This is a genomic window from Crocinitomicaceae bacterium (genome assembly GCA_016708105.1).
GTDB lineage: Bacteria > Bacteroidota > Bacteroidia > Flavobacteriales_D > Crocinitomicaceae > JADJGJ01.
In genome coordinates, this window is sequence record JADJGJ010000002.1 from 942715 (window position 1) to 967480 (window position 24766).

The 24766-nt window shown below is 38.1% G+C and carries 17 protein-coding genes; 14 read left to right on the top strand and 3 right to left on the bottom strand.

Features of this window, described 5'->3' with window-relative positions:
- The first annotated feature begins 18 nt into the window (after positions 1–18).
- From IPH66_15200 to IPH66_15220, 5 genes are all read left to right on the top strand, one after another.
- The gene (locus IPH66_15200; protein ID MBK7130692.1) at positions 19–792 is read left to right on the top strand and encodes a class I SAM-dependent methyltransferase; all 774 of its coding nucleotides are present in this window, start codon (positions 19–21) and stop codon (positions 790–792) included.
- Between the two features lie 109 nt (positions 793–901).
- The gene (locus tag IPH66_15205) at positions 902–1450 is read left to right on the top strand and encodes a cob(I)yrinic acid a,c-diamide adenosyltransferase (protein MBK7130693.1); all 549 of its coding nucleotides are present in this window, start codon (positions 902–904) and stop codon (positions 1448–1450) included.
- A gap of 97 nt (positions 1451–1547) precedes the next feature.
- The gene (locus IPH66_15210) at positions 1548–1769 is read left to right on the top strand and encodes a DUF2795 domain-containing protein (GenBank protein ID MBK7130694.1); all 222 of its coding nucleotides are present in this window, start codon (positions 1548–1550) and stop codon (positions 1767–1769) included.
- Between the two features lie 180 nt (positions 1770–1949).
- Positions 1950–5333, top strand: coding sequence for a preprotein translocase subunit SecA (secA, locus tag IPH66_15215; GenBank protein MBK7130695.1), 3384 nt, complete (start codon positions 1950–1952; stop codon positions 5331–5333).
- A 310-nt stretch (positions 5334–5643) separates the two neighbouring features.
- Positions 5644–8076 carry a T9SS type A sorting domain-containing protein gene (locus IPH66_15220; GenBank protein MBK7130696.1) on the top strand — a complete coding sequence of 811 codons (2433 nt, stop codon included), beginning with the start codon at positions 5644–5646 and terminating at the stop codon, positions 8074–8076.
- Positions 8077–8095: 19 nt separating this feature from the next.
- On the opposite strand, the gene IPH66_15225 is transcribed toward IPH66_15220, so the two are convergent.
- The 3 genes from IPH66_15225 to IPH66_15235 form a co-directional block, all read right to left on the bottom strand.
- Positions 8096–14428: a PKD domain-containing protein gene (locus IPH66_15225; GenBank protein MBK7130697.1), complete on the bottom strand. Its 6333-nt coding sequence runs from the start codon at positions 14426–14428 to the stop codon at positions 8096–8098.
- A 69-nt stretch (positions 14429–14497) separates the two neighbouring features.
- Positions 14498–16558, bottom strand: a complete 2061-nt coding sequence (locus IPH66_15230) for a ComEC family competence protein (GenBank protein MBK7130698.1) — start codon at positions 16556–16558, stop codon at positions 14498–14500.
- Positions 16559–16570: 12 nt separating this feature from the next.
- A complete protein-coding gene (locus IPH66_15235; protein MBK7130699.1) occupies positions 16571–17302 on the bottom strand; it encodes a hypothetical protein in 732 nt (243 codons plus the stop codon).
- Between the two features lie 133 nt (positions 17303–17435).
- Between IPH66_15235 and IPH66_15240 the strand changes: the two genes are divergently transcribed.
- From IPH66_15240 to IPH66_15280, 9 genes are all read left to right on the top strand, one after another.
- Entirely contained in the window at positions 17436–18314 is an 879-nt protein-coding gene (locus IPH66_15240; protein ID MBK7130700.1) for a hypothetical protein, read from the top strand.
- Positions 18315–18483: 169 nt separating this feature from the next.
- Positions 18484–19008, top strand: coding sequence for a hypothetical protein (locus tag IPH66_15245; GenBank protein MBK7130701.1), 525 nt, complete (start codon positions 18484–18486; stop codon positions 19006–19008).
- 162 nt (positions 19009–19170) lie between these two features.
- A complete protein-coding gene (gene thrS / locus IPH66_15250; protein MBK7130702.1) occupies positions 19171–21105 on the top strand; it encodes a threonine--tRNA ligase in 1935 nt (644 codons plus the stop codon).
- Between the two features lie 26 nt (positions 21106–21131).
- Positions 21132–21695, top strand: coding sequence for a translation initiation factor IF-3 (locus tag IPH66_15255; GenBank protein MBK7130703.1), 564 nt, complete (start codon positions 21132–21134; stop codon positions 21693–21695).
- A 31-nt stretch (positions 21696–21726) separates the two neighbouring features.
- The gene (rpmI, locus tag IPH66_15260; GenBank protein ID MBK7130704.1) at positions 21727–21921 is read left to right on the top strand and encodes a 50S ribosomal protein L35; all 195 of its coding nucleotides are present in this window, start codon (positions 21727–21729) and stop codon (positions 21919–21921) included.
- A gap of 115 nt (positions 21922–22036) precedes the next feature.
- Positions 22037–22381: a 50S ribosomal protein L20 gene (gene rplT / locus IPH66_15265; GenBank protein MBK7130705.1), complete on the top strand. Its 345-nt coding sequence runs from the start codon at positions 22037–22039 to the stop codon at positions 22379–22381.
- 209 nt (positions 22382–22590) lie between these two features.
- Complete coding sequence (locus IPH66_15270; protein MBK7130706.1) at positions 22591–23514, top strand: hypothetical protein; 924 nt, start codon at positions 22591–22593, stop codon at positions 23512–23514.
- A gap of 35 nt (positions 23515–23549) precedes the next feature.
- On the top strand, positions 23550–23837 hold the full coding sequence (locus tag IPH66_15275; protein MBK7130707.1) for a hypothetical protein: 288 nt from the start codon (positions 23550–23552) through the stop codon (positions 23835–23837).
- A 282-nt stretch (positions 23838–24119) separates the two neighbouring features.
- Positions 24120–24374 carry a hypothetical protein gene (locus IPH66_15280; protein ID MBK7130708.1) on the top strand — a complete coding sequence of 85 codons (255 nt, stop codon included), beginning with the start codon at positions 24120–24122 and terminating at the stop codon, positions 24372–24374.
- Positions 24375–24766: the final 392 nt, after the last annotated feature.

Genomic DNA, 24766 nt, shown 5'->3' on the forward strand with positions numbered 1-24766 from the left:
GTTACTTTTCAAAGCGCTTTGATCAGAATTAAATCATATTATACATATTGGAAACACAGAGTTGATGCTCATGGTATTCATTCTCCGTTTGTTTTTGATTTTTACAACACCGTGTTGGCAGAGGCTGACAAAATCTATGACACCCCAATCAGACGAGTATATCATCAATTGCGAAGAGACCACCGCAAAATTCAGGTTACTGATTTTGGTGCGGGTACCAAACATACTCATTCAAATCTGAGAAAGATATCTTCTATTGCACACAATGCATCTGTTTCTCGCAGATATGGAAAATTAATGACCAGACTGGCTGAACGATACAATTTGAATTATGCTGTAGAGCTTGGAACATCACTTGGATTGGGTTCAATGTATATTGCTCAGGCAAGTTGTATGAAAAAATTAATTACTATTGAAGGTGATCCGGCGCTGCATGCCATTGCAAGTGAAAATTTCAAAATGCTTAATCTTCAAAAAATTGATCAGCGCTGCGGTAGATTTGAAGATCATCTGTACGATGTAGTGAAGCAAATGCCACAAATAGACTTAGTGTATATTGATGGTAACCACACCTATGAAGCTACTATGAATTATTTTAATTTTTTTCTGAACCATGTGCATGATTCTTCGTTTATGATATTTGATGACATTCGTTGGAGTGATGAGATGGAAAAAGCATGGAATGAAATTAGCGCCTCAACTAAAATAAATGTGAGCATGGATTTACTTAGAATGGGTGTAGTATGCAAACGCCCCGGGCAGGCTAAACAACATTTCATACTCAAGTACTAAGCATATCACAAGTTGCAGACAGAAGAATAGTAATACTTGACTACTTTTACCAATGAAAAGAGCAAGACTCATTGTTTAAAATAGATGATGACTGTTAAAATGAGAATAGATGAAGATTTATACAAAAAAAGGTGATCAGGGAAAAACAGGGCTAATTGGCGGAACAAGAATTTCAAAACACGATGTGCGCATAGAAGCCTATGGCACGGTTGATGAGCTGAATTCTTACGTAGGTTTATTGCGTGACAAATCATTTACTGAAAAATCCAAAGAAGAATTGATTTTTATTCAAGACAGACTTTTTACCATGGGTTCATGGCTTGCAGCTGACCCTGACAAAAAAGTGATGACATTGCCTGAATTGCATGAGGCTGATGTGACTGTGCTTGAAGAATCAATTGACCGTATGGAATCAGAACTTGAACCCATGAAATCATTTGTATTACCCGGCGGACATGAAACGGTTTCATTTTGTCACATTACCCGCACCGTGTGCAGACGAGCTGAGAGAAGAGTGTGTCAATTGGATGAAATTACACCGCAAAATCCTCTTATCATCATGTTCTTAAACCGTTTAAGCGATTTTCTCTTCGTCTATTCAAGATGGGCAACATTAAAACTTCAGGCAAATGAAATTCCTTGGAAACCTAAGAATTAACAATGAAATGAAAGCTTGTTGTTAATAAAACTCAACAAAAACTTGCTTTTTATTTTAAAAAATCTATTTTTGCGAAAAAGTAAAAAACCGTAGAGATATGTATTGGACACTTGAATTAGCATCGTATCTTGAAGATGCGCCTTGGCCTGCGGCTAAAGATGAATTGATTGATTTCGCAATTCGTACCGGTGCACCTTTGGAAGTTGTAGAGAATCTCCAGGAAATTGAGGACGAAGGCGATATATATGAAAGTATCGAAGAAATCTGGCCTGATTATCCCACTAAAGACGACTTCTTCTTCAATGAAGATGAGTACTAGAAATTATCAAAACCGCTCTCAACAAGCGGTTTTTTTATGCCATTTCAACTCACTTGTTCTATTTTAGTTGACACTTTGTCACGCTTTGCGGTTTGGAATGATTTATGACATTTTAGCCCGTACCTTATTTTATTCACTTGAACTTCGCTAATTTTAGCGAATTATTTATACCACATCGAAATGTTTGGAATTCTTAAAAAACTGGTTGGAAGCAAAGAAAAAAAAGACGCAAAAATTTACCAACCTTACGTTGACAAAATCAAAGCCGTTGAAAATTCAATTACAAGGTTGTCTCATGATGAGCTCAGAGCAAAAACCCAACAGTTTAAAGAAAAAATAAAATCACGTACGGTTGATCTTGATAATGAAATACTAAATCTTGAAAAGAAAATCAAAGATAATCCAACAATGGATTTTCAAGAAAAAGATGAAGTCTATAATCGCATTGACAAAATAAAAAAGGAAATTGACCAAACCATTGAAAAGGTTCTTGAAGAAATTTTACCTGAAGCCTTTGCCGTTGTCAAAGAAACAGCCAGAAGATTTACTGCCAATGAATTTATTGAAGTAACAGCGCAAGAATTTGATCGTACCTTATCAACACAGCGTGCATTCATTCAAATTGATGGTGACAAAGCCCGCTGGAGCACTTCATGGGATGCATACGGCACCGCAGTGAAATGGAATATGGTACACTACGATGTACAGTTGTATGGTGGAGCTGTGTTACACAAAGGAAATATTGCCGAGATGCAAACAGGTGAAGGTAAAACACTCGTTGCAACTTTGCCGGTTTATCTCAATGCACTTGCAGGTAAAGGAGTGCATGTTGTTACCGTGAATGATTATCTGGCTAAACGTGACTCTGAATGGATGGGGCCACTGTATCAGTTTCATGGATTAACAGTTGATTGTATTGATCGGCATCAGCCAAATTCTACTGCCCGCCGGAATGCATATCGCGCAGATATAACTTTTGGAACCAACAATGAATTTGGTTTTGATTATCTGCGTGACAACATGGCTTCTGATCCTAACCAAATTGTACAACTCAAACATCACTACGCCATTGTTGATGAGGTGGATTCAGTATTGATTGATGATGCGCGAACACCCTTGATCATCTCTGGCCCTACGTCAAATGGTGATAAACATGAATTCATGGAGCTCAAACCAAAAGTTGAAAAATTGGTTGAAGCACAACGAAAACTCATCAATAATTATCTCATTGAAGCAAAAAATAAATTGAAGGGTCTTGAAGCCGGTGAAACTAAAAAAGAAGAGTTAGAAGAAGGTAGCATGGCATTGCTCAGATCATTCCGTGGTTTGCCAAAAAATAAAGCACTCATTAAATTTTTAAGTGAGCCGGGTATTAAAGCACAATTGCAAAAAACTGAAAATTATTATTTGCAGGATCGTGAACGTGAAATGCCTAAAATTGATAAAGAACTCTACTTTGTTATCAATGAAAAACACAATTCCATTGAGTTGACTGAAAAGGGAATTGATTTGCTTGCTCATGGTGAAGATGGAAATTATTATGTATTGCCTGATTTAGGTTTGTCCATGGCTGAACTTGAAAAACAAAATTTACCAAAGACAGATTTATTAGCAAAAAAAGAACAGCTCATTGATGAATACACCATCAAGTCTGAACGCATTCATACCATCAATCAATTATTGAAAGCATATACGCTTTTTGAAAAAGAGGTTGAATACGTGATCATGAATGGCAAGGTGATGATTGTAGATGAACAGACCGGTCGTATCATGGAAGGTCGCCGCTATTCTGATGGTTTGCACCAGGCAATTGAAGCAAAAGAAAATGTGAAAGTTGAAGCTGCAACACAAACTTATGCAACTATCACACTGCAGAATTTTTTCAGAATGTATCACAAGTCGGCAGGTATGACCGGAACTGCAGAAACTGAAGCACAAGAATTGTGGGATATTTATAAATTAGATGTGGTGGTAATTCCACCAAACAGACCTGTTCAAAGAAAAGATGAGCACGATCTCGTATATCGTACACAACGAGAAAAATACAATGCCATCATTGATGAAATTGACAAATTAGTGAAGGCAGGTAGACCTGTGTTGGTAGGTACAACAACGGTTGAAATTTCTGAATTGCTGAGTCGGATGCTCACCTTGCGCAAAGTACAACACAATGTCCTCAACGCAAAATATCACAAAAAAGAAGCAGAGATTGTTGCTGAAGCAGGTCTTGCCGGTAAAGTTACCATTGCCACTAACATGGCAGGTCGTGGTACTGATATCAAGTTGAGTCCTGAAGTAATTCAAGCAGGCGGTTTGGCAATTATCGGAACAGAAAGACATGATTCACGTCGTGTTGACAGACAGTTGAGAGGTCGTGCAGGACGTCAGGGAGATCCTGGTTCATCTCAGTTTTTTGTTTCACTTGAAGATCCTTTGATGCGTCGTTTTGGTTCAGACAGAATTGCAAAAATCATGGATCGCATGGGGTATAAAGAAGGTGAAGTGATTCAGCACGGCATGATTACAAAATCTATAGAACGTGCACAGAAAAAAGTGGAAGAAAATGCTTTTGGTACTCGTAAACGTCTCCTTGAATATGATGATGTGATGAATTCACAGCGTAATGCTATTTACCGCAAACGCCGGAATGCATTGTACGGTGATCGTTTGGATCTGGATGTACAAAACATGTTTTATGATGTGGCTGAAGAAATTGTCAACGAACATTTTCCACGTAAAGATTTTGACTCATTTGAATTGGATGTTATTAAATATCTTTCTATTGAAACACCAATAACGCGTGAAGATTTTGCAAATACAAATCCCGGTCAGTTGATTGATTTGTTATTTGACAACGCCATGTCAGCGTATGAGAAAAAATCAGAAAAATTAGCCGTTACTGCTAAGCCTGTCATAGAGCAAGTGTTCGCAACACAAAGTGATAAATACAAAACAATTGCTTTTCCAATCACTGATGGCCACAGAGGCATCAACACGATCATATCATTAGAAGAAGGGGTAAAAACACAAGGTCGTTTATTGCCAAAAACGGTAGAAAAACTGATCAATCTTTCATACATTGATAATGAATGGAAAGAGCACTTGAGACAAATGGATGACTTGCGTACTTCAGTTCAGCACGCACAAATTGAACAAAAAGATCCTTTAGTGATTTACAAAAAAGAATCGTATGATTTGTTCAAGACAATGCTTGAAAAAATGAGTAAAGAGGTTGTTTCATTTTTGACACGTGCTAATCTTCCTCCACAAAATCAACAACAGGCGCCAAAACAACAACAAATGCAAGAGGTGGGTCATGCCTTTGACAAAGCAAAAGTGAATCAGGCAACAGATTCAACTGAGCAGGTTAATCAGGCAAGACAACAAAGTGGACAACCGGTAATTAAACGCCAGCCAATTATTGTACAACCTAAGGCAGGGCGGAATGATAAAGTAGAAATAAAAAATCTACAAACCGGAGAAACTCGCCAAATGAAATACAAGCAAGCTGAAACTTTGGTGAAATCCGGTCAATGGATTGTCACCCAAACTATCGAAGGATAAACCACATTTTTTTTTCAGAACCGGAATTAGTTTTAGATAAATTGATTCCGGTTTTTTTTGCATTTGTGTGAGATGTATTGGTGATTTTCGTCGCGCTTTAAGGAACCTTTGCTGCAAGTGTGTCCTTAATCCAACCAACTAAAATTGCCTTAATGTCCAAGCTTCCTCAGAAACGTAGGTGATTATAATCCTAACAGCCTGTATTTAACAAACCCCCAACCACAATTTGATACATTTCGTAACTTAGTATGCCGTTTATTGAGTTGTGATATTCAACTCATGGTTTTCAACTTTGAGGTTTATTAAGTTTATGAAAAAAATTTTCATGTTGTTGGCATTGATTTCTGCAATAGAAGTCAGTGCGCAAATTCCGGGCTGTCAGGAAAAAAATCTGACTCATCTCACCACGAAAACATTATTCAAATCAGGCAATGAAGCTTTGCGCAGTGATACCATCAATGTACTTGCGTACGATATCTACATGGATTTTACGTTGGCAGGTTCAGGTACCTTGAGTGGTTTTTGTGAGGTGAAATTCTCCCCACTGCAGAGTGTTTCATCTCTGAATCTTGACCTCTTACAAATGACAGTTGATTCTGTTGTAGTGCATGGTTCACAAATTGCGTATTCGTATAATGACACGTTATTGGTTTCACATTTTGGATCAGTTATCAATGCCGGACAAACGGATAGTCTCACGGTTTATTATCACGGTGCACCGCAAATGGATCCATCCGGCTGGGGTGGCTTTTACATGACTGGCGGATATTATTATAATCTGGGCGTCGGCTTTCAATCTGATCCGCACAATTATGGAAGAGTATGGCATCCATGTTTTGATAATTTTGTTGAGCGTGCTGGGTATCGGTTCTCTATTTTAAGTAACAATAATAACACGGCATATTGCAATGGTACAAGACAATCTGTAACCAATGTGGGTACTGATAGCTTATTGACGGTTTGGCAATTGGATGATGAAATTCCATCCTATCTTGCGTCTGTTGCGGTGGCTTCTTATACGCACGTGAGTCAGATGTATTACTCTAATTTGCAAAGCATGAATATTCCGGTTTGGCTCGCTGCAAAACCTGCTGATACAACTAATCTAAAAAATTCATTCATTCATTTGCATGATGCACTTTCTGCATTTGAAAATTATTATGGCCCTTACGTTTGGGAAAGAGTGGGCTATGTATTAGTACCATTTAACTCTGGCGCTATGGAGCATGCAACCAATATTGCGTATCCGCTTGCAACGGCTAATGGCAACACCACTTATGAAACACTTATGGCACATGAATTATCTCATCACTGGTGGGGTAATTTGGTAACTTGTAAAACAGCAGAAGAGATGTGGATTAATGAAGGAATGGCAAGATATGCTGAGCACCTTTTTACTGAAGCGCTTTATGGATATGACGAATATATGGAAGCAATGCGCGCAAATCATTATGATGTGTTGCACAAAGCGCACATTAATGATAGTGGATATTACGCGTTGAATGCTGTGCCAATAAAATTTACTTACGGTGATCACAGTTACAATAAGGGCGCTGATGTTATGCACACGCTGAGATCATACATGGGTGACACTGCTTTTTTCAATGCGCTGCAATCTATTCAATCCAATTTTGCCGGACAAAATATATCAAGTGAAGAATTTATGAATCATATCAATTCCGTCTCTTCAGTGAATGTGACAGATTTTTTTAATGCCTGGATTTTTCAACCTGGATTTGCCAACTTTAGCATCACGCATTTGAACATACTTCCATCAGGATCTGATTTTCTTGTAAAAGTAGTTGTTGCACAGAAATTAAAAGGTGGTGCTGCTTATCATGAAAATGTGCCATTGCAACTTACATTTATGGATGAAAATTGGAATGTGAATACGCAAGAAATTATTTTACCCGGACATTATGCTGAGTTTTCTTTTACCTTACCTTTCAGTCCGGTGTTTGCCGGTGTAAATCTCAATGAAAAAATAAATGATGCAACAACTGCCATTACTGAAACAATTACAGCTGAAGGTACTTACCAATTTAATTACGCCAATACAAGATTAGTTGTGAGTAATCTTACTGACTCAGCTTTTCTGAGAATTGAACATTGCTGGGTGTATCCTGATATGATGAATGTGCCTGATAACATTCAGATTTCAAGAGAACGATATTGGAATATTCACGGTGTTGATCTTGAAAATATTGAAGGCAATTTGCGTTTTGAGTTTAATGGAAAAACTATCATCAGTGGTAATTTTGATAATCATTTGCTGGTTGATTTGGGTGATCAGCCTTTCATTGAAGACAGTCTAGTGTTGTTGTATCGTCCTACAGCGCAATCATCGTGGCAGGTACATGATGATTATACCTTGCAATTTACCGGATCTCACACGGATAAATTTGGTTATATCACGGCAGAGACATTTGCTCCCGGACAATATGCATTTGGATATCGCACACACTCTGTAGGTATTCAGAACACCCAAAAAAATGATCGGCTATATTCTGTTTATCCTAACCCGGCTAATGATAGTATGATCATTGATTTGTCAAACTGGGATTCAAAACAGGTACAATTAACTGTTTTTGGTATTGAAGGAAAATTGGCAATGCAACAAGCTATTCAAGCTGGACAAAAAAATCTCATTGATATTTCAAACCTGAATGCAGGGACTTACATTATCACTATTTCAGATTATTCAGGAATGGTTATTGGATCAATGAGAGTAGTTGTTGAGTAGTAGTGTTTTGAATGATCAATTATTTCAGAACAGTTACATGTCCATAATATTCATGCTCTTCTAAATTTGAATCTACAATGATGCATTTCCATACGTATACATCATCCGGAACACGAACGCCGTTGTAGGTTCCATCCCATTCAACAGTTTGATCTTCGGTTGAGAAAATCATTTCTCCCCAGCGGTTAAATACCATCAAATCATAAGAAACTGCACCCCATGCATACCCGCGCCAAGTTGGGTTTTTTGTATCACCATTTGGGGTGAATGTGTTGGGAATAAAAAATGAAAATTCACCAAATACATATACTGAATGAATTGCCGTATCTGAACATCCAAAATTACTGTACACAATTTGTTGCACGGCAAAATATCCGGTATCATTAAACGCATGCAATGCATTTACATCATTGCTGTATCCGCCATCTCCAAAATACCATTCCCAGTTCATCGCTCCTGTTGACATATCATAAAATTGTACTTCCGGTTCAAGAATAGAAACTTGTGTAAAATACGGACTGAATTCTGCCTCAGGTTTTGGATACACAATAATTGGATAATCTACATATGAATTAAAATCACATCCTTGTGAAGTAGTTACCCAAAGTGAAACATAATATTGTCCCGGTTCACTGTAAATGTGTATTGGATTTTGCGCAAAGGATAAAATACTATCTCCAAAACTCCATTCCCAATTTGTAATAGAGCCATTCAATACACTGGTTGAATCTGTAAATTGAACAACCAAAGGCTGGCATCCTGAAGTAACATCCGGTGTCCAATTGAAATCAGGGAAAGGATGAGTCTGCACTAAATTAATCACAGTGTCAGTACACCCAAAATTTGAAGTGACAATCAACTCAACATAAAAGCTATCACTTGAAATTAAAAAACCATGTTGTGGATTTTGTTGTGATGACCCGGTTCCATCACTAAAATCCCATGACCAATTGGTGATAGTACCGCTTGAGATAGTTGACAAATCAGTGTATTGAATGGTATCTTGCGGACATGCAACAGGTGCTGTGAAATTTGCAACCGGCGCCGGATAAACAATCACGGGTGAGGTATAAGAGTCTGAGCAATTTAATGCTGAAGTTACTGTTAATGTAACATTGAATGATCCCGAGTTAGTGTACACGTGAATTGGATTTTGAAGTATTGAAATTGGTGTTCCGTCACCAAAACTCCATTGCCATGCATTCACTGTCCCGTTTGCTATAACAGAAGCGTCATTGAACTGTGTAACTCCATTCTGGCATGCTGAGAATTCTATAAAATCGGCAACTGGCATATCCAGTACTACTACCGTGAGTGTTGCTGTGCTATTACATCCTGTACTTGATCCAACGGTGTGTGTTACTGTATATGTTCCTGGTGCAGCATACGTGTATGTTACATCTTCAGCAGTTGAGGTATTTCCATCACCAAAATCCCAGAACCAAGTATCAATTACTCCGGCAGAAATAGTAGAGTTATCTGTGAAGTTAAAACTTGATCCATCACAGACAGTATCATTGGCTAATATGCCTGCTTGAACGTTGTTGCTAACAACAACAAATTCAAATGTCTGATCAGTGCAAACACCACCTGCTGAAACAAAAAGTGAAACCGGATAAGTGCCCGGTGCTGCATAAGTATGCGTTGTTACAGGTCCGGTCATAGATGAAGTTCCGTCACCAAAATTCCATAACCAGGTATCCGGAAATCCTGTTGACACATCTGTAAATGTTGTCGGGCTTCCGGTGCAAACGGTATCTGCAATAAAATCTGCTACAGGTATATCAGATACATATACCGGATGAGTAATTGAACTGTCACAACCATAAATATTGGTTACAAGTAAGGTCACATTGTATACGCCTCCATTTTGAAAAATATAGGTTGGATTTTGTGAGAAAGATGAATTCCCGTCATCAAAATTATAATACCAACTTGCAATAGGTGTTGGGTCAATTGTCAGATCATTAAATGTTGTGATAGAGTAGAGGCATGCGGTGTCTGCAGTAAAGTCAGGTACAGGTACAGTATAAACATCAACCGGAGTAATGAGGGTGTCCATGCAGCCCGCAGGATTTCCGACAATGAGCGTGAGTGTATACGTTCCGCCCGGATCATAAATGTGAGTAGGATTCTGACTGAAATCTAGCGGAGATCCATCACCAAAATCCCATTGAAAAGTTGTCGGCGCATTTTGTGAAATATCTGTCATTTGAACAGGTTCACCGGCGCATACATTATTATAAGTAAAGTCAGCTTGTGGTTGAATTAATACACTCACATTTTGTGAACTTGTGTGCGTGCATCCAAAAATATTTTCAACCGTAAGGTCAACTGTGTATGTTCCCGGATTGGGATATATATGCGTTGGTGAAGCATTGTTGTCCAGTGCACTTGCATCACCAAAATCCCATGTCCATACCACGGCACCGGTTGAGTTATCTGTAAATATATTTGGATAAGTATGACATGCTGTTGTAGCATTAAAATCTGAAACCGGATTTGGATTCACTGTGACATTGTGTGTGATAGTATCTGTGCAACCAAAGATATTAGCAACTACTAATTCTACCGTAAACGTGCCTGCGGTGGTGTACATGTGAAACGGATTTGGGCCAACAACTACAGGGGTACCATCACCAAAATCCCACTGCCATGAAACGGCTGAAACAGACATATCAGTGAATGCCGTGAGAGTATTTAGGCAAACAACATTTGAACTAAAATCTCCAGCAGGTAATGGATAAACTTCAACTGATGAATTGAGTGTATCAACACATCCATAAATATTTTCAGTAATGAGTTCAATGTTGTATGTTCCCGGATTGAGATAGGTGTGAACAGGATTTTGAGATGTTTCAATGGGCGATCCATCTCCCAAATTCCATTGCCATTGGTCAGGTGTTCCTGTGGTAAGATCTGTAAAATTTGTTGCCAAGCCCAAGCATGGGGTATTAGTTGTAAATGCCGGCGTGGTGCGCGGAAAAGCAATAACTGCTTGAGTAAATGAGTGAGTGCAGCCGCTTGCCGCATAACCTGCAGTAAGTGTTACATTGTAAGTACCGGCGGTTGCATAAATGTGAGTTGGATTTGGATTATTGGTATTATCTGTAAATCCATCTCCAAAATTCCATGACCATGTATCAGGTAAACCCAAAGATAAATCTGTAAAATTAGTTTCATCATTTATGCAGGTATCCGCAAAAATAAAATCTGCTGTGGGCACCGGCGTAACTGTGATAGGCATTGTGATGGTATCTGAACAACCATTCCCTGCCATGGCTATTAATTCAACTGTATAAGTTCCAACTGCGGCATAAGTATGAGTAGGATTTTGAGTAGTATTTATTGCAGATCCATCACCAAAATCCCATTGCCATGATGTTGTTATTCCGGTTGACAAATCAGTAAAAGAAGATGCTGTACCAAGGCAAGTACTGCCTGTTGTAAAGTTTGCATCTGGCACTGCACTGACGTTAACAAGTTGTGTTAATGTATTGGTACAATTAGCAGGATTGGTAACTGTTAAACTAACATTGTATGCGCCATCATTTCCATAAAAATGAGTAGGATCAATAAAGTTACTTGTAGGGGAACCATCTCCAAAATCCCACAACCAATCAGTTACCCCACCCATTGATAAATCAGTAAAATGTGTTGTGTCAATTTTACAAACAATGTCAAATAAAAAATTTGCTGTTGGAATAGAATCAATATAGATTGCATGACTAATTGTGTCAGTGCAACCGAATGGAGTGTATGCAATCAATTCAATTATGATGTCTCCGGTAATTGAATAGGTGTGTGATGGGCTTGGTGTTACACTTGTATTTCCGTCTCCCAAATCCCATGCATACGTATTTGCTCCGGTTGAATTATTTAAAAATCCTACCGGTGTTCCGGCACATGCAGTGTCAGGCAGTGGTGTAAAATCTGCAACCGGCAAAGGGTGAACTAATACGGTGAGTTCAGTACTGTCAACGCATCCAGCAGAACTTGTTACTATGAGTTCAACAGTATATGAAGCATCAATTACTGCGGTTGTATATGTTTCACTTGTAGGGGTAGGGCTGACAGAATTATTTCCATTGCCAAAATCCCAGTTGTAAACATCACCTGGTAGGGCGGTACCCGTGTAAGTAAAATTCACATCTAGTGGTGAACATCCGGTTGCAGGTGTGAGTGTAAATGTCGGGTCAGGAATTTCATTCACGGTAATTGTTTCAGTGTCTGTATCGGTGCAACCAAGCACATCAACAGTGAGACTTATAGTTTGAACGCCTGCGCTGCTAAATGTTACCGGTGCAGGTGCATACACTGATGAACTTGCAGGCGTTCCGTTTTGAAAGGTCCATGTATATGTTCCTCCCAATGTTGAATTGTTTGTGAGTGCAACAGTTTCTCCTTCACAAATGCTTAATGGATTTGCCGTAAAATCAGCAACCGGAATTGGCAGCACAACAACATCCATGGTCATTACATCCGGTCCGCAATATCCATTGACAGTTAGTGTCGCTGTATAGGTACCGGCTACATTATACTGAATGTTGTGCGGACCCTGATTGTTGTCTGTGCCGATACCAAAATCCCATGCCCATGTTAAATTTTCTCCATACGATTGATCAATAAAAATAATTGATTCTCCTTCACAAATTGTATCTGTTGTCACAACAAAATCTGCCAGCGTTTCAGGGTGAACGGTAATAATTTCAAGATCAACATCTGATCCGCAATGATTGCTGCCATTGAGTTGAATGGTATGATTAACCGGACTAAATGAGCCCGTATTGGTAAATATTTGATTAGGTAAATTTGCCATATTGCCAACATAAACTCCATCTACATACCAAGCATAATTTATTGGTGGCGCATATGAATTATTTACTGTTGAAACTACTAATGGTGAACAACCATCAACAGGGGTTGAAACTATGTCAACTACCGGAATGGTATCTATGGTTATGTTTGCTGTAATAGTATCTGTTCCGCATGCATTACCTGCAATCAAACTGATGGTGTAAACTCCACTATTCGTGTACGTTTGCACGGGAGGATTAATCATGTTTGTATAGGTATTGCCATTACCCATATTCCATTGATAATTATTTGCAGGTGATGTACCGGTTGAGCTGTTTGCATACGTAACATTTTGTGGTGCACAACCTGCAGATCCGCCAAGACTGGTAGAAAAATTTGCATTTGGTCCGGCTACAATAACAATTGGGCTGATGGTAGCGTTTGCCATATTGCAACTGTTGATTGCAGTGAGTGAAATGGTGTATGTACCAGACGTGGTGTAAAAATGTGTTGGTGGCACGGCTGAGTTTGTCGTAATGATAGTGCCATCTCCAAAATTCCAGGTGTATGAATTGGCGTTCACTGATAGATTGGTTAGGGTGCTCAGGTCATGTGGTGCGCATCCGCTATATTCAGTTATATCCAGTGTCATGGCGGCAGATACATATTTTTCAAAAACAACCGTGAGTGTTGCCGTGGAAGTACACCCATTAGCATGCGTAGCTGTCATGGTAACTGTGTAGGTTCCATAACTGGTATAGGTGTGTGGAATATCAGCAAGAGATGCGGTGGTGAAAGGTGGTGTACCGTCGCCAAAATCCCAAGTGTAACTTACGCCTCCGGTTGTGAAATTTGAAAACGTCACTATTTCTGAAGTAGATGGATCTGCCGGTAAAAGACAATTCGTTAAATCTCCATCGGCATCAACTCCTGAAATAGAAACTGCCGGAATTGGGAGATTGGTGACAGCATGTGTTTCTGTATTGGTGCAGCCGGGTCCGTTGGTTTGTGTAAGTGTAACGTTGTACGTTCCACCTGCTGTGTAGGTGTGAGTAGCATTGGTTGTTGTTGCTGTGTTACCGTCACCAAAATTCCACTGATAGGTTGTTGACCCCGTGGTACCGGTTGAACTATTGGTAAACGTGACAGGCAAACCTCCACAATCATTGTTTGGATTGAAAGTGAAATTGGCATTGGGTGTTGGATAAATTGTCACCACAACAGTAGCGGTATCGGTGCAAGGCACTGATGCATCAGATGCCACAAGCATAAACGTATAGGTGCCAACGGCTGAAATGGTTGAAGTGCTCGGTGCAGCTAAACCTGTTGTATTATCAAATGAAACGCCATTTAAAAACCATTCATAATCAGCTGTTGCGTTATTTGCTCCAGTACTTGTATTAACAAAGGATATTACTTGTGCGCCGGGACCACAGATGTTAGTTTGCGATGTGGTGAATGAAGCGTTCACTTGAGGACACGCAGCATACATTATTTGTTCAAATAAGAGCAAACAAATGAAACTTGTGATGACCGATAATGCAGTTTTTTTCATGTCAACCTGTGGTTGATCAGACGTATAATAATGTCTCTAGTTGCTGAAATTAATAAAAATATTTGATGATCAGAAATTCATAACCAAGGCCCCTTGTGATTTCAACGGATAATAAAGGAGTTCAGGAAATGAATTCAGTATAAATTTTTCAAACTTACCAGACAACGAGGGTCCGCCAATTACGGGTTTATTATTTTTTTGTGCGTGTTCAAGAATTTCTTTGTGTATATATGAAATCTGATCTAAATAAAGGACATCAAAATTTTGAAACTGCTCAAGCCATATTCGGTCATGAATTTCTTGATTTATGAATAAAAGTTTTTGACCATTTATTCTGACTGACGGATTTTGTTCTGTCAAATAAAAAGTGCGGTCTTCATTAGTTTGATTTGATTTTTTAATGCGGTGCGGATAAACATGATATGAAAGCTGACTTTGTAAAGGAACTTGCCCGTCAAATAAAAGTGAACATATTTCGCCGTTTTGAAAAATATCTGCTACAAATGAATGCTTGATTGAGTAGAAAACAATTTCTCTTTTTTCACTTTTATTATAGGATTGAATACTGATTGAGAGAATAAATACGGTGAACGCTGCCACTGAGAGCAACAGAATTTTTTTTGATTTTTGAATGATTGCCCAGCTGATAAAAAATAAAAAGAAATAGAGTAAGAACATCTCAGCCTGGGTGATGCTTAATCCACTTGTGATAGCTCCAGGTAAATTTTCAATTAATCTCACACCTTCATTTAAAATGATCAATAGCAAGTTCAATATCCATGCAATAAGTGTTGAGATTAGCGGAATAGTGCTTGTAACTAAAAACAAAATTCCTCCGGTGAGTGCCAGAAAAGAAATTGGAATTACCACCAGATTTGCCAGAAGAAAATAATTAGGAAATTGATGAAAACAATAAATACTCAAAGGAAATGTTGACAGTTGAGCAGCAATAGAAACAGCAGTGATTTGCCATGTTTTTCTGAGTACAATATTTTCAGTCACCAACAAGGAATAAATTTTTGGATAAAAAAATACAATACCAATAACGGCAAGATAGCTTAGCAGAAATCCAAGATTAAAAATCACATGCGGATCAAAAAAAATAATTAGTACAGCTGAAGCCATCAACGATTGGTATACCGATGTATCCTTTTGCATTTCTTTACCAATGAGCACAAATGAAAACATTACAGCAGCTCTTAGCACAGATGGAGATAATCCGGTGAGCGTGGCGTAGAACCAAATTCCGGTTAAAGCAAAAAGCAGAAACATGAACCTACCTTTTCTCAAGGAGCGAAGCGGTTTTAATACAAAACTTAGCATCAACATAACAATTCCTACATGCAAGCCGGAAACTGCAAGTACATGCAGTGCGCCTGCTGCTCCATAACTCAGCATTAATTCGTCAGAAATTGTTTCTTTATCACCAAGAATCAATGCTTTTGCTACTGCCTTATTCTCATCACTCAGGCTTGATTTATCAAATTGATCACTACACCATGATCTGATTTCATAGATAGTATTCAGCAAATAGTTTGCGCTGTTTCCGGTTTTTTTCCATGAACCCGAAAACAAAAAACTTTGCGCATAAATATCTTCATGACTTAGATAATTGGAGTAGTTAAATTCATCAGGATTTTTTGGATTCTGAACATCAAGAAATTTATGCTGACAAAAAATCTCATCACCATATTGAAGATTTTCTGACAATGAATCTCGTTCTATGTAAAGTTTGATATTACCAGTTGCTAGGTTTTCATTGATTACCTGAACCTGTGCATCGCATTTAATCCATTTTTCTGAAATTACCGGCGCTGAACTAACTCGCAGTTGTGAAATTTCAAGTTGGCTGTCAAGGCAGAAATTTGTATAGTACGATGAACGATTCCGGCTGTCATGATATTGATTGAGTTGTATGCCAATCAGTACGACAGAAAAGAATGCAAGTGGTAAAAATCCGGCTTGAATTTTACTCATTATTTTTGCGCTGTACCAATACGCAAAAAGTGTACAAACTACTGCGCCAAAACAGAATAGAACAGAACAAGTAAAATCAACATAATAACCTAGTAAAATACCGGAAATCAGACCCACCAGTATGAATAGAATAACCGGTGTACGCGTGTTCACAATTTATCTTAATCAAAAACTGACAAAAGCAACACGTCTTCCGCATTTACTGCTTGAACGAGCAATCTGACCTAATGAAAAATTAAGTTCAAGGTGGAGTTGCACAGTAAATGGATTGGTTTCAGTTCCGCCGGTTATATCAGTATAGTTGCTGAACGGAAAATTTGAACTCTCGTAATCAGGATGTGTGAGATTTGACAAACTGTAGTGAACCCTCAAGCCCATTTGAAGTGCAACTATATCATTGCCTACTATATATCCTCCAAAACCAAAAACTAAATTGGTCATTTTGGTGTTGATTCGGTCAGTTGAGAAATTGGTCAATGAAGTTGCCTCATCTGAAATGGTTGGTTTTTTCACCATTACAAATTCGGGTCCGGCTTCTAAATAAGATGCCTCTTTAGTAAATCTGAAAAGAGGGGTAATACACATTGCATTGTAATTTACCGTGTATTTATAAGTAGTAGTTGATCCAAAAAGTTCAGCCTGATTAAATGAGAAAGAGTTTTTGCCGTAGGTAATATCCGTTGCAATTGACACGTAGTAACCGTAGTTAATGCCTACTTTTCCACCAAAGAAATAGTTGTATCCCGGATTGATTGTAAGTCTTGAGTCATCTTTAATAACTGAACTTTTCAGAAAACCTGAACCGCCGCCGCCTTTCAATCCTACATCAAACCAAAGTTGTCCATGACTGACAGTTGCAACAATCATGAAAATACTTAAAAAAGCAATTCTTCTCATAAACGATTTAATAAATTGGAAAAACAAAGGAACGAAAAAAATGGAATTCCTGCCATTTTATTAAAAAAATGAAGTCGGATACCATCTGATTAAAAACCTTTTTTTACTTTAGCTACCCTAAATCTTTACAAAAATGACTGTAAAATCAATTCAAGGCCTTGCTCTTGCCGCTATTTGCGGATCTTTTCTGGCATCATGCGGTAACTCAGAGCCAGAAGACAATGTGAATGTGGTAGACACCTCTGTTCACGAAGAAATTCTGACAGAAGACATGTTTGAGTCTCCAGACGTAGACTATCATTTGCCTTCTCCATTGCAGGTTGCAAGTATCTTTAAAAAATCAGGATTGGCTTATCACAGCAATATTACCAACCCGGTTGGCAACGAATCAAAATATACTGAAGAGTTGAAACAAATGCTCAACTTCGGAGTTTATTCTGCTGATATGGCATACTGCGTTTTAAATGAACAGTCAAATGAAGGTCGCAAATATTTAAGTGTGATTACCACATTGGCTGAAAAAATTGGAATGGAAGCCGTTTTTGAAAATCAGGATTTGATGGAGCGTTTTGATAAAAATATTGAAAACAAAGATTCTATTGAAATTCTAATGATTGATATTCATGAACGCACTGAGTCATACATGGAAGAAAATGACATGCAACATAAATCGTCAATTCATTTTGCCGGAGCATGGACTGAAGGAATGTACCTAGGTGTTTATGACTACGAGAAAAATAAGAATAAAGAAGGTCTTGGTGCACAAATCACTGAGCAAATGTCTATCCTTAGCAATATCATCAAAGGATTAAAAGACCCTAAAAACAGTGGCACAGATATTGGATGGCTCATTTCAGATCTTGAAAATATTCAGGTAACTTTTGATGGATTCGCTTCTGTACAAGCTTATGTAGCTGATGAAAATGCAACTGAACTTGAGCTTTCTGAAGATGAGTTTAAAACTCTGGGTGATCTGATTAAAAAATTACGATCTAAAATTGTTAATGCATAACATGTGAGCCAGCGTATTCGTTGAATGAATTGTCAAAAGATAAATACGCAAGCGATAAAATAAACAAAGGATTGACGCACGCCATGAGCCAAAAAAGAATCTCGGAACTAGTCCGTTAAATTGAATAGGCAACCCGCTGCAAGGGTTAAGTGGATAAAAAAAATAACATATGAAAAGGACGCTCATTATTATTGCAAGTTTCTGTTGTGTTGTGCTGTTTGCACAAACCGCAGCTAATCTTACAGAATTTAAAGAAAACATTGAGTCACAAAAAGTTGAGGCAAAAGATGCTTTGAAACCCTATCGTTATGATGGTTCTAAAGTTACCTACTTCAACTTTAAAACTTACAAACAAACAAAAGAAGTGGAAGTTTATTTGTTCAATCAAACTGACTATCGTTTCTCATTCAATGGTAAATCATTGCCAAATGACATTACTGTTCAGATCTATGATGAAGACCAAACTATTACAAGCCGCATTTTGCTGAAAGAATTCAGTGGCATTATGGGTAAAAATGTAGTGGTTGAAACTACTGAACTGCAAAAAGTATACGACGAGAAAAAACCAAACGGAGGCAGATTAAAACGCGTTTTCGTTAGCTATTCAATTCCGGGCATCGTTGGTGCTGAGAACAAAACACCAACCATGAAAGAACGAGGTGCAATGGTTCTGGTAATGGGTTATAAAATGTAAAACTGATTCAAGAAATCAAGAGCTCCTCAGGCAAATGTCTGAGGAGCTTTTTTTTTATCGTACTTTTGCACCGCTGTTTAATAATGCAACAACTTGTGTCAGTGAAATCTTTTTAAGGTGACACCCTGACACAGATTTAAATAAACTACAATTTGGCTTAACATGATTCAAGTTACTTTACCTGACGGAACTGTCAGAGAATACCAACAAGGCGCTACAGCATTAGATGTGGCATTAAGCATTAGTGAAGGATTAGCGCGCAACGTGCTTGCTGCTGAAGTAAACGGTGAAATAATTGATGCAACGCGCACCTTGCCTGAAAAATCAGTATTAAAATTACTTACCTGGAATGATGATGGGGGTAAAATGGCAATGTGGCATTCATCTGCTCACTTGATGGCTGAGGCAATTGAAGCACTTTTTCCGGGTGTAAAACTTGCTATTGGCCCACCTATTGAAGATGGCTTTTATTATGACATTGATTTAGGTGAACATTCAATTACTGACGCTCACTTACCTGAAATTGAGAAAAAGATGATGGAACTAGCTTCTCAGAAGAATCCGTACATCAGAAAAGAAATTTCCAAAGCAGATGCAATTAAGTATTTTACTGAAAAAGCTGACCCGTATAAACTTGAATTGATAGATGGTTTGGCTGATGGTACAATCACCTTTTATACTCAGGGAAATTTTACTGACTTGTGTCGGGGTCCACATATACCAAACACCGGATTTATTAAGGCAGTGAAGTTGATGTCAATTGCCGGTGCATACTGGCGAGGCGATGAAAAAAATAAACAACTTACCCGCGTGTATGGTATCACTTTTCCTAAAGCTAAAGAACTAGCTGATTATTTAACTATGCTTGAAGAAGCAAAGAAAAGAGATCATAGAAAATTAGGGAAAGAACTTGAATTATTTACCTTTTCACAAAAAGTTGGAATGGGGCTGCCGCTATGGCTTCCTAAAGGAGCTCAACTGCGTGAAAGGTTAGAGAATTTTTTGAAAAAAGCACAACGAAAAGCAGGTTATCAGCAAGTAATTACTCCGCATATTGGAGGCAAAGAATTGTACATTACTTCAGGACATTTTGCAAAATACGGAGCTGATTCGTTCAGAGCCATTACAACTCCCAATGAAGGCGAAGAGTTTATGCTCAAACCGATGAACTGTCCGCATCACTGTGAAATTTATAAGAGCAAACCAAGAAGTTATAAAGATCTGCCGATACGATTTGCAGAGTTTGGAACTGTGTATCGTTATGAGCAAAGTGGCGAACTACATGGGTTAACTAGGGTAAGAGGATTTACGCAGGACGACGCCCATTTGTTTTGCACGCAAGATCAGGTGAAAGAGGAATTCAAAAACGTGATTGATTTGGTTTTGTATATATTCAAGACACTGAAGTTTGAAAATTATCAGGCTCAAATTTCATTGCGTGATCCAAATAATCCGGATAAATATATTGGAAGTGATGAGAACTGGAACAAGGCAGAACAAGCCATCATTGAAGCCGCTGCAGAGAAAGGATTAAAAACAGTAGTTGAATATGGTGAAGCTGCGTTTTACGGCCCTAAACTTGATTTCATGGTAAAAGATGCCTTGAATCGTGAGTGGCAGCTAGGAACCATTCAAGTAGATTATAATTTACCTGAACGCTTTGAGCTTGAGTATATTGGTTCAGATAATGAAAGACATCGTCCGGTGATGATTCACCGAGCGCCTTTTGGATCAATGGAACGCTTTGTGGCCGTGTTGATAGAGCATTGTGCCGGAAAGTTCCCACTGTGGCTGACTTCAGACCAAGTAGCGGTGCTGCCAATCAGCGAAAAATATAATGATTACGCACAAAAAGTTTTAGATTTCTTAAATAATTACGATATTCGCGGCTTCGTTGACGAAAGGAACGAAAAAATTGGAAAGAAAATTCGAGACAACGAAGTGAAGAAAATACCCTTCATGTTAATTGTTGGGGAAAAAGAAGCAGAAGCAGGTGAGGTTGGTGTTAGAAAACAAGCAGAGGGAGATTTAGGAAGTATGACACAGCAGGCATTTGCAGATTTTCTGACCAAAGAAATAGAAAAAGAATTGAATTAGACAACTCAAGAAAGGAGGAACGAACTATAGCTTACGAAACACAAAGAAGACCGGAAGGAGGCAGAAGATTCTTCAATAGACAAAAAGAAGAAGCACACCGGATCAATGAACGTATAACGTCGCCTGAAGTGCGCGTAGTGTGGGATGGTGGAGCTGACGTCATGTCAATCCGCGATGCACTTAAAAAAGCGCAAGAATCAGAACTTGATCTGGTTGAAATTTCACCTAATGCGGTGCCGCCGGTCTGTAAAATCATAGACTATAAAAAGTTCCTCTATGAACAGAAGAAAAAACAAAAGGAAATTAAAGCTAAACAAGCGCAGGTTGTTGTAAAAGAAATTCGTTTCGGTCCTAATACCGAAGATCACGATTTCAACTTTAAACTCAATCACGCCAAAGCATTTTTGAAAGAAGGCTCCAAAGTAAAAGCGTATGTGTTTTTTAAAGGAAGAGCCATTGTGTTCAAAGAGCGTGGGGAAATTTTATTGCTGAGATTTGCGCAAGAACTTGAAGAGTATGGAGTGGTTGAACAATTGCCAAAACTTGACGGTAAAAAAATGATCATGATGATCAACCCGAAGAAAAAGTAAATAATTAGTTGGGATATAAAAAGAGAAGAAGATGCCAAAGATGAAAACAAAATCCAGTGCCAAGAAGAGATTCACGGTTACCGGAAGTGGCAAAATCAAAAGAAAGCACGCTTTCAAACGCCACATTTTGACTAAAAAGTCAACGAAAAGAAAAGCACGCCTCACTAAAGACGGTTTGGTTCACAAAGCCGACGTTAAAAGTGTAAAGGCACAATTGCTTATGTAATTCCTGGTGCCCAAATTATTGGGGACTGAACAGGAAAGGTTAAAGTTAACAACCCGGTAAGCGAGTAACTAAGACGTAAACAAAACGCACTCTTTACCAAAAACAATTTAAACGTATGCCAAGATCAGTAAATGCCGTTGCCTCGAGAGCAAGAAGAAAACGCTTCATGAAGCTCGCTAAGGGGTACTGGGGAAGAAAGAAAAATGTATGGACCGTTGCTAAAAACGCCATCGAAAAAGGTCTCGTTCATGCCTTCTCAGGACGTAAACAAAAGAAACGCGCTTTCAGAGCGCTTTGGATTCAAAGAATTAATGCCGGAGCTCGTCAGCACGGAATGAGTTATTCTCAGTTCATCGGTTTGGTGAACAAAAAAGGTGTCAAACTCAACCGCAAAGTTCTTGCTGATTTAGCACTTAACCACCCAACAGCTTTTAAAGCAGTGGTTGATTCGGTAAAATAAATATTCATTCTCTCAACTAATTAGAAGAACTCCTCGGCAAATTTTGTCGGGGAGTTTTTTTTTGTGATTAATACTCTTTATTGCATTTGCAGCTTTGAAGTTTTTGAAAATGGAAGATAATTTGGATCACCTATTCTCCTTTATTATAAAACCAAAAATTCAACTACCTTCACCTACGTTTCAATTACACAAATTTGAATTGAGGAAACATGACTAGGGTAAAAATTGTATTAGCAACTTGCATTTGCTTTGCAGCTATGCTTTGCACTGCACAATCAGATGCTGAGAAAGCCGGTTTTAGGGGCAAGGTAAAACATGTGAAAGAAGAGGTGTATATGTTGTACCCAAACGGACGCGGTGGCGTGACCAAAAGTGGCCCCACCTTGTGGGTGGAGTATGATTATAATGAAGCAGGGCAACAAACCATGCACACCGAATATTCAAACTATGGCGGCATAAATTGGTTGTACAAAAATGAGTTTGATTCGTTGAATAGAAAAATTTCTCAAACCTATATGCTGGCTGATTATACGGTAACTTATCGTATGGTTTTTGAATACGATAAAAAAAATAGACTCAGCGGTTATAAAACCTACAATTTGTTTGATACTGTGGTTTTTGAACAGGTAAATACCTTTTCTAAAAAAGGCTTATTGCTTGAATCAAAATATTATGGAAAATACGGAGTACTGGCATCAGTTTGCCGTTACGCTTTTGATAAAAAAGGAAACCGAATTGGGGAAAACTGGCTGAGTGCAGCAGGCACAGTGACTAAACAGGTTGCAACAAAATTTGATAATGAAGGCAATGCAATAGAAGTGAAACATGTGAATGCCGATGGTGAATTGATTCAACTGTGGGAACAAGTTTTTGATAACGCCGGCCGAATTCAGGAGGTGAAGTTTTGGACAACTACTGCGCAATATGATACACGCACAATGTTTCAGTATGATGATAACGGAAATATAAATAAGAAACTGCTGTATGATTTCAGGGATAGCGTGATATCTGAATTCAACTATGAATATGAATATGATTCACTGCAAAACTGGTTGTCGAAAACTGAACGTGAGCCTCGCAATACAAATCCGGCAAAAAAAACTGAGAGGACCATTAGTTATTTTGATTTGTAATTTTTTATAGGGATGTTTATTCAATTTCAAGTTCAATGAGTATAGAAAAACAGTTTCTTAAAATTCTTGTACAATTCACGCAAAAGGACTTAAGTTTTGATGACTTATACCAAGAATTCTATTTTAATTTCATGAACAATTGTCCCGAACTTGAATTTTTTGCAGAGGATTTTTTTGGGGTGATTTGTGAAAAAATGGACTACACTTTAGAATCACGAAATGTAGATGATGAGGATAGAAAATACGGTTGGGTTAATATTGATGAGTTCAGATTATGGTTAATTAATTATCTGAATGAAAATCACGCCAAATTAAATTTTTAGGGAATCAGCAAACGACTGGTTGCTATAATCTACGTGCGAAAAGTTTTGAGGATGCAGTATTTCATTACCGAGGCATGGTTCACGGTGATTAAACGGTGAAATGATTAATTTTTATTGTATTGGGCAGATTGGTCGATAAAATTGATAATAATCAATAAAAATTCGAAATATATAGTTAAAAAAACTGTTTATTTATTAAAAAATAGATAAAACAACTTATTAACAATTATTTAAGAGATAATTATACTGAACGGTGTTTGAAAAATTTATAAATTCGGGTCTATGATTTCAAACCTGATAAGTAAAATGAAGAACATCGTTTATTATCATGAATTGTCACAAGCAGTGCGTGAGGCAATTCGAAAATTTGTTGTGGAGCGTGCACCCGACATTATTTCATTCCCCTTTAGAGGTAAACACATGCGTGGTTTTTTCTTTATGTGGGAGAATATGACTTATTTAATTATTAAGTCAGAAGTTGTGCGCAACGGAAATTCAACCATTGAGTTGGATTTGCTCACTGAACGTGTGAGATAGAAAATACAATTATTAACCTTAGTTATGAAGCCTCGTGAAAACGGGGCTTTTTTTTTACAATCAATCAAGATTTTGCGTGCAACCTGCTACCCAACCTGCCAGTGATTGAAGTGGATAGCTTGTGTGCATGACCTGTGTGTGAAGATTTGTTTTTAGGAGCGACCAACGGAAGCTACTAAAAAAAAATTGCTGAACCACAGGGCAAAATACAACTAGAAGCGGAAAGCACGCCCGGGCAGCCTGATTATTTTTTAATAGATGTTGTTGAATGCCTGAGTATTTTTTTTTGTTCACGTGATGGTGTGCGTGATAGATAATTTAGTGGTGCACTGTTTCAATGGCGGAGAAAAATATGAACGGGAATCGGAAAAATTGACCTGTGGTTAATAGAA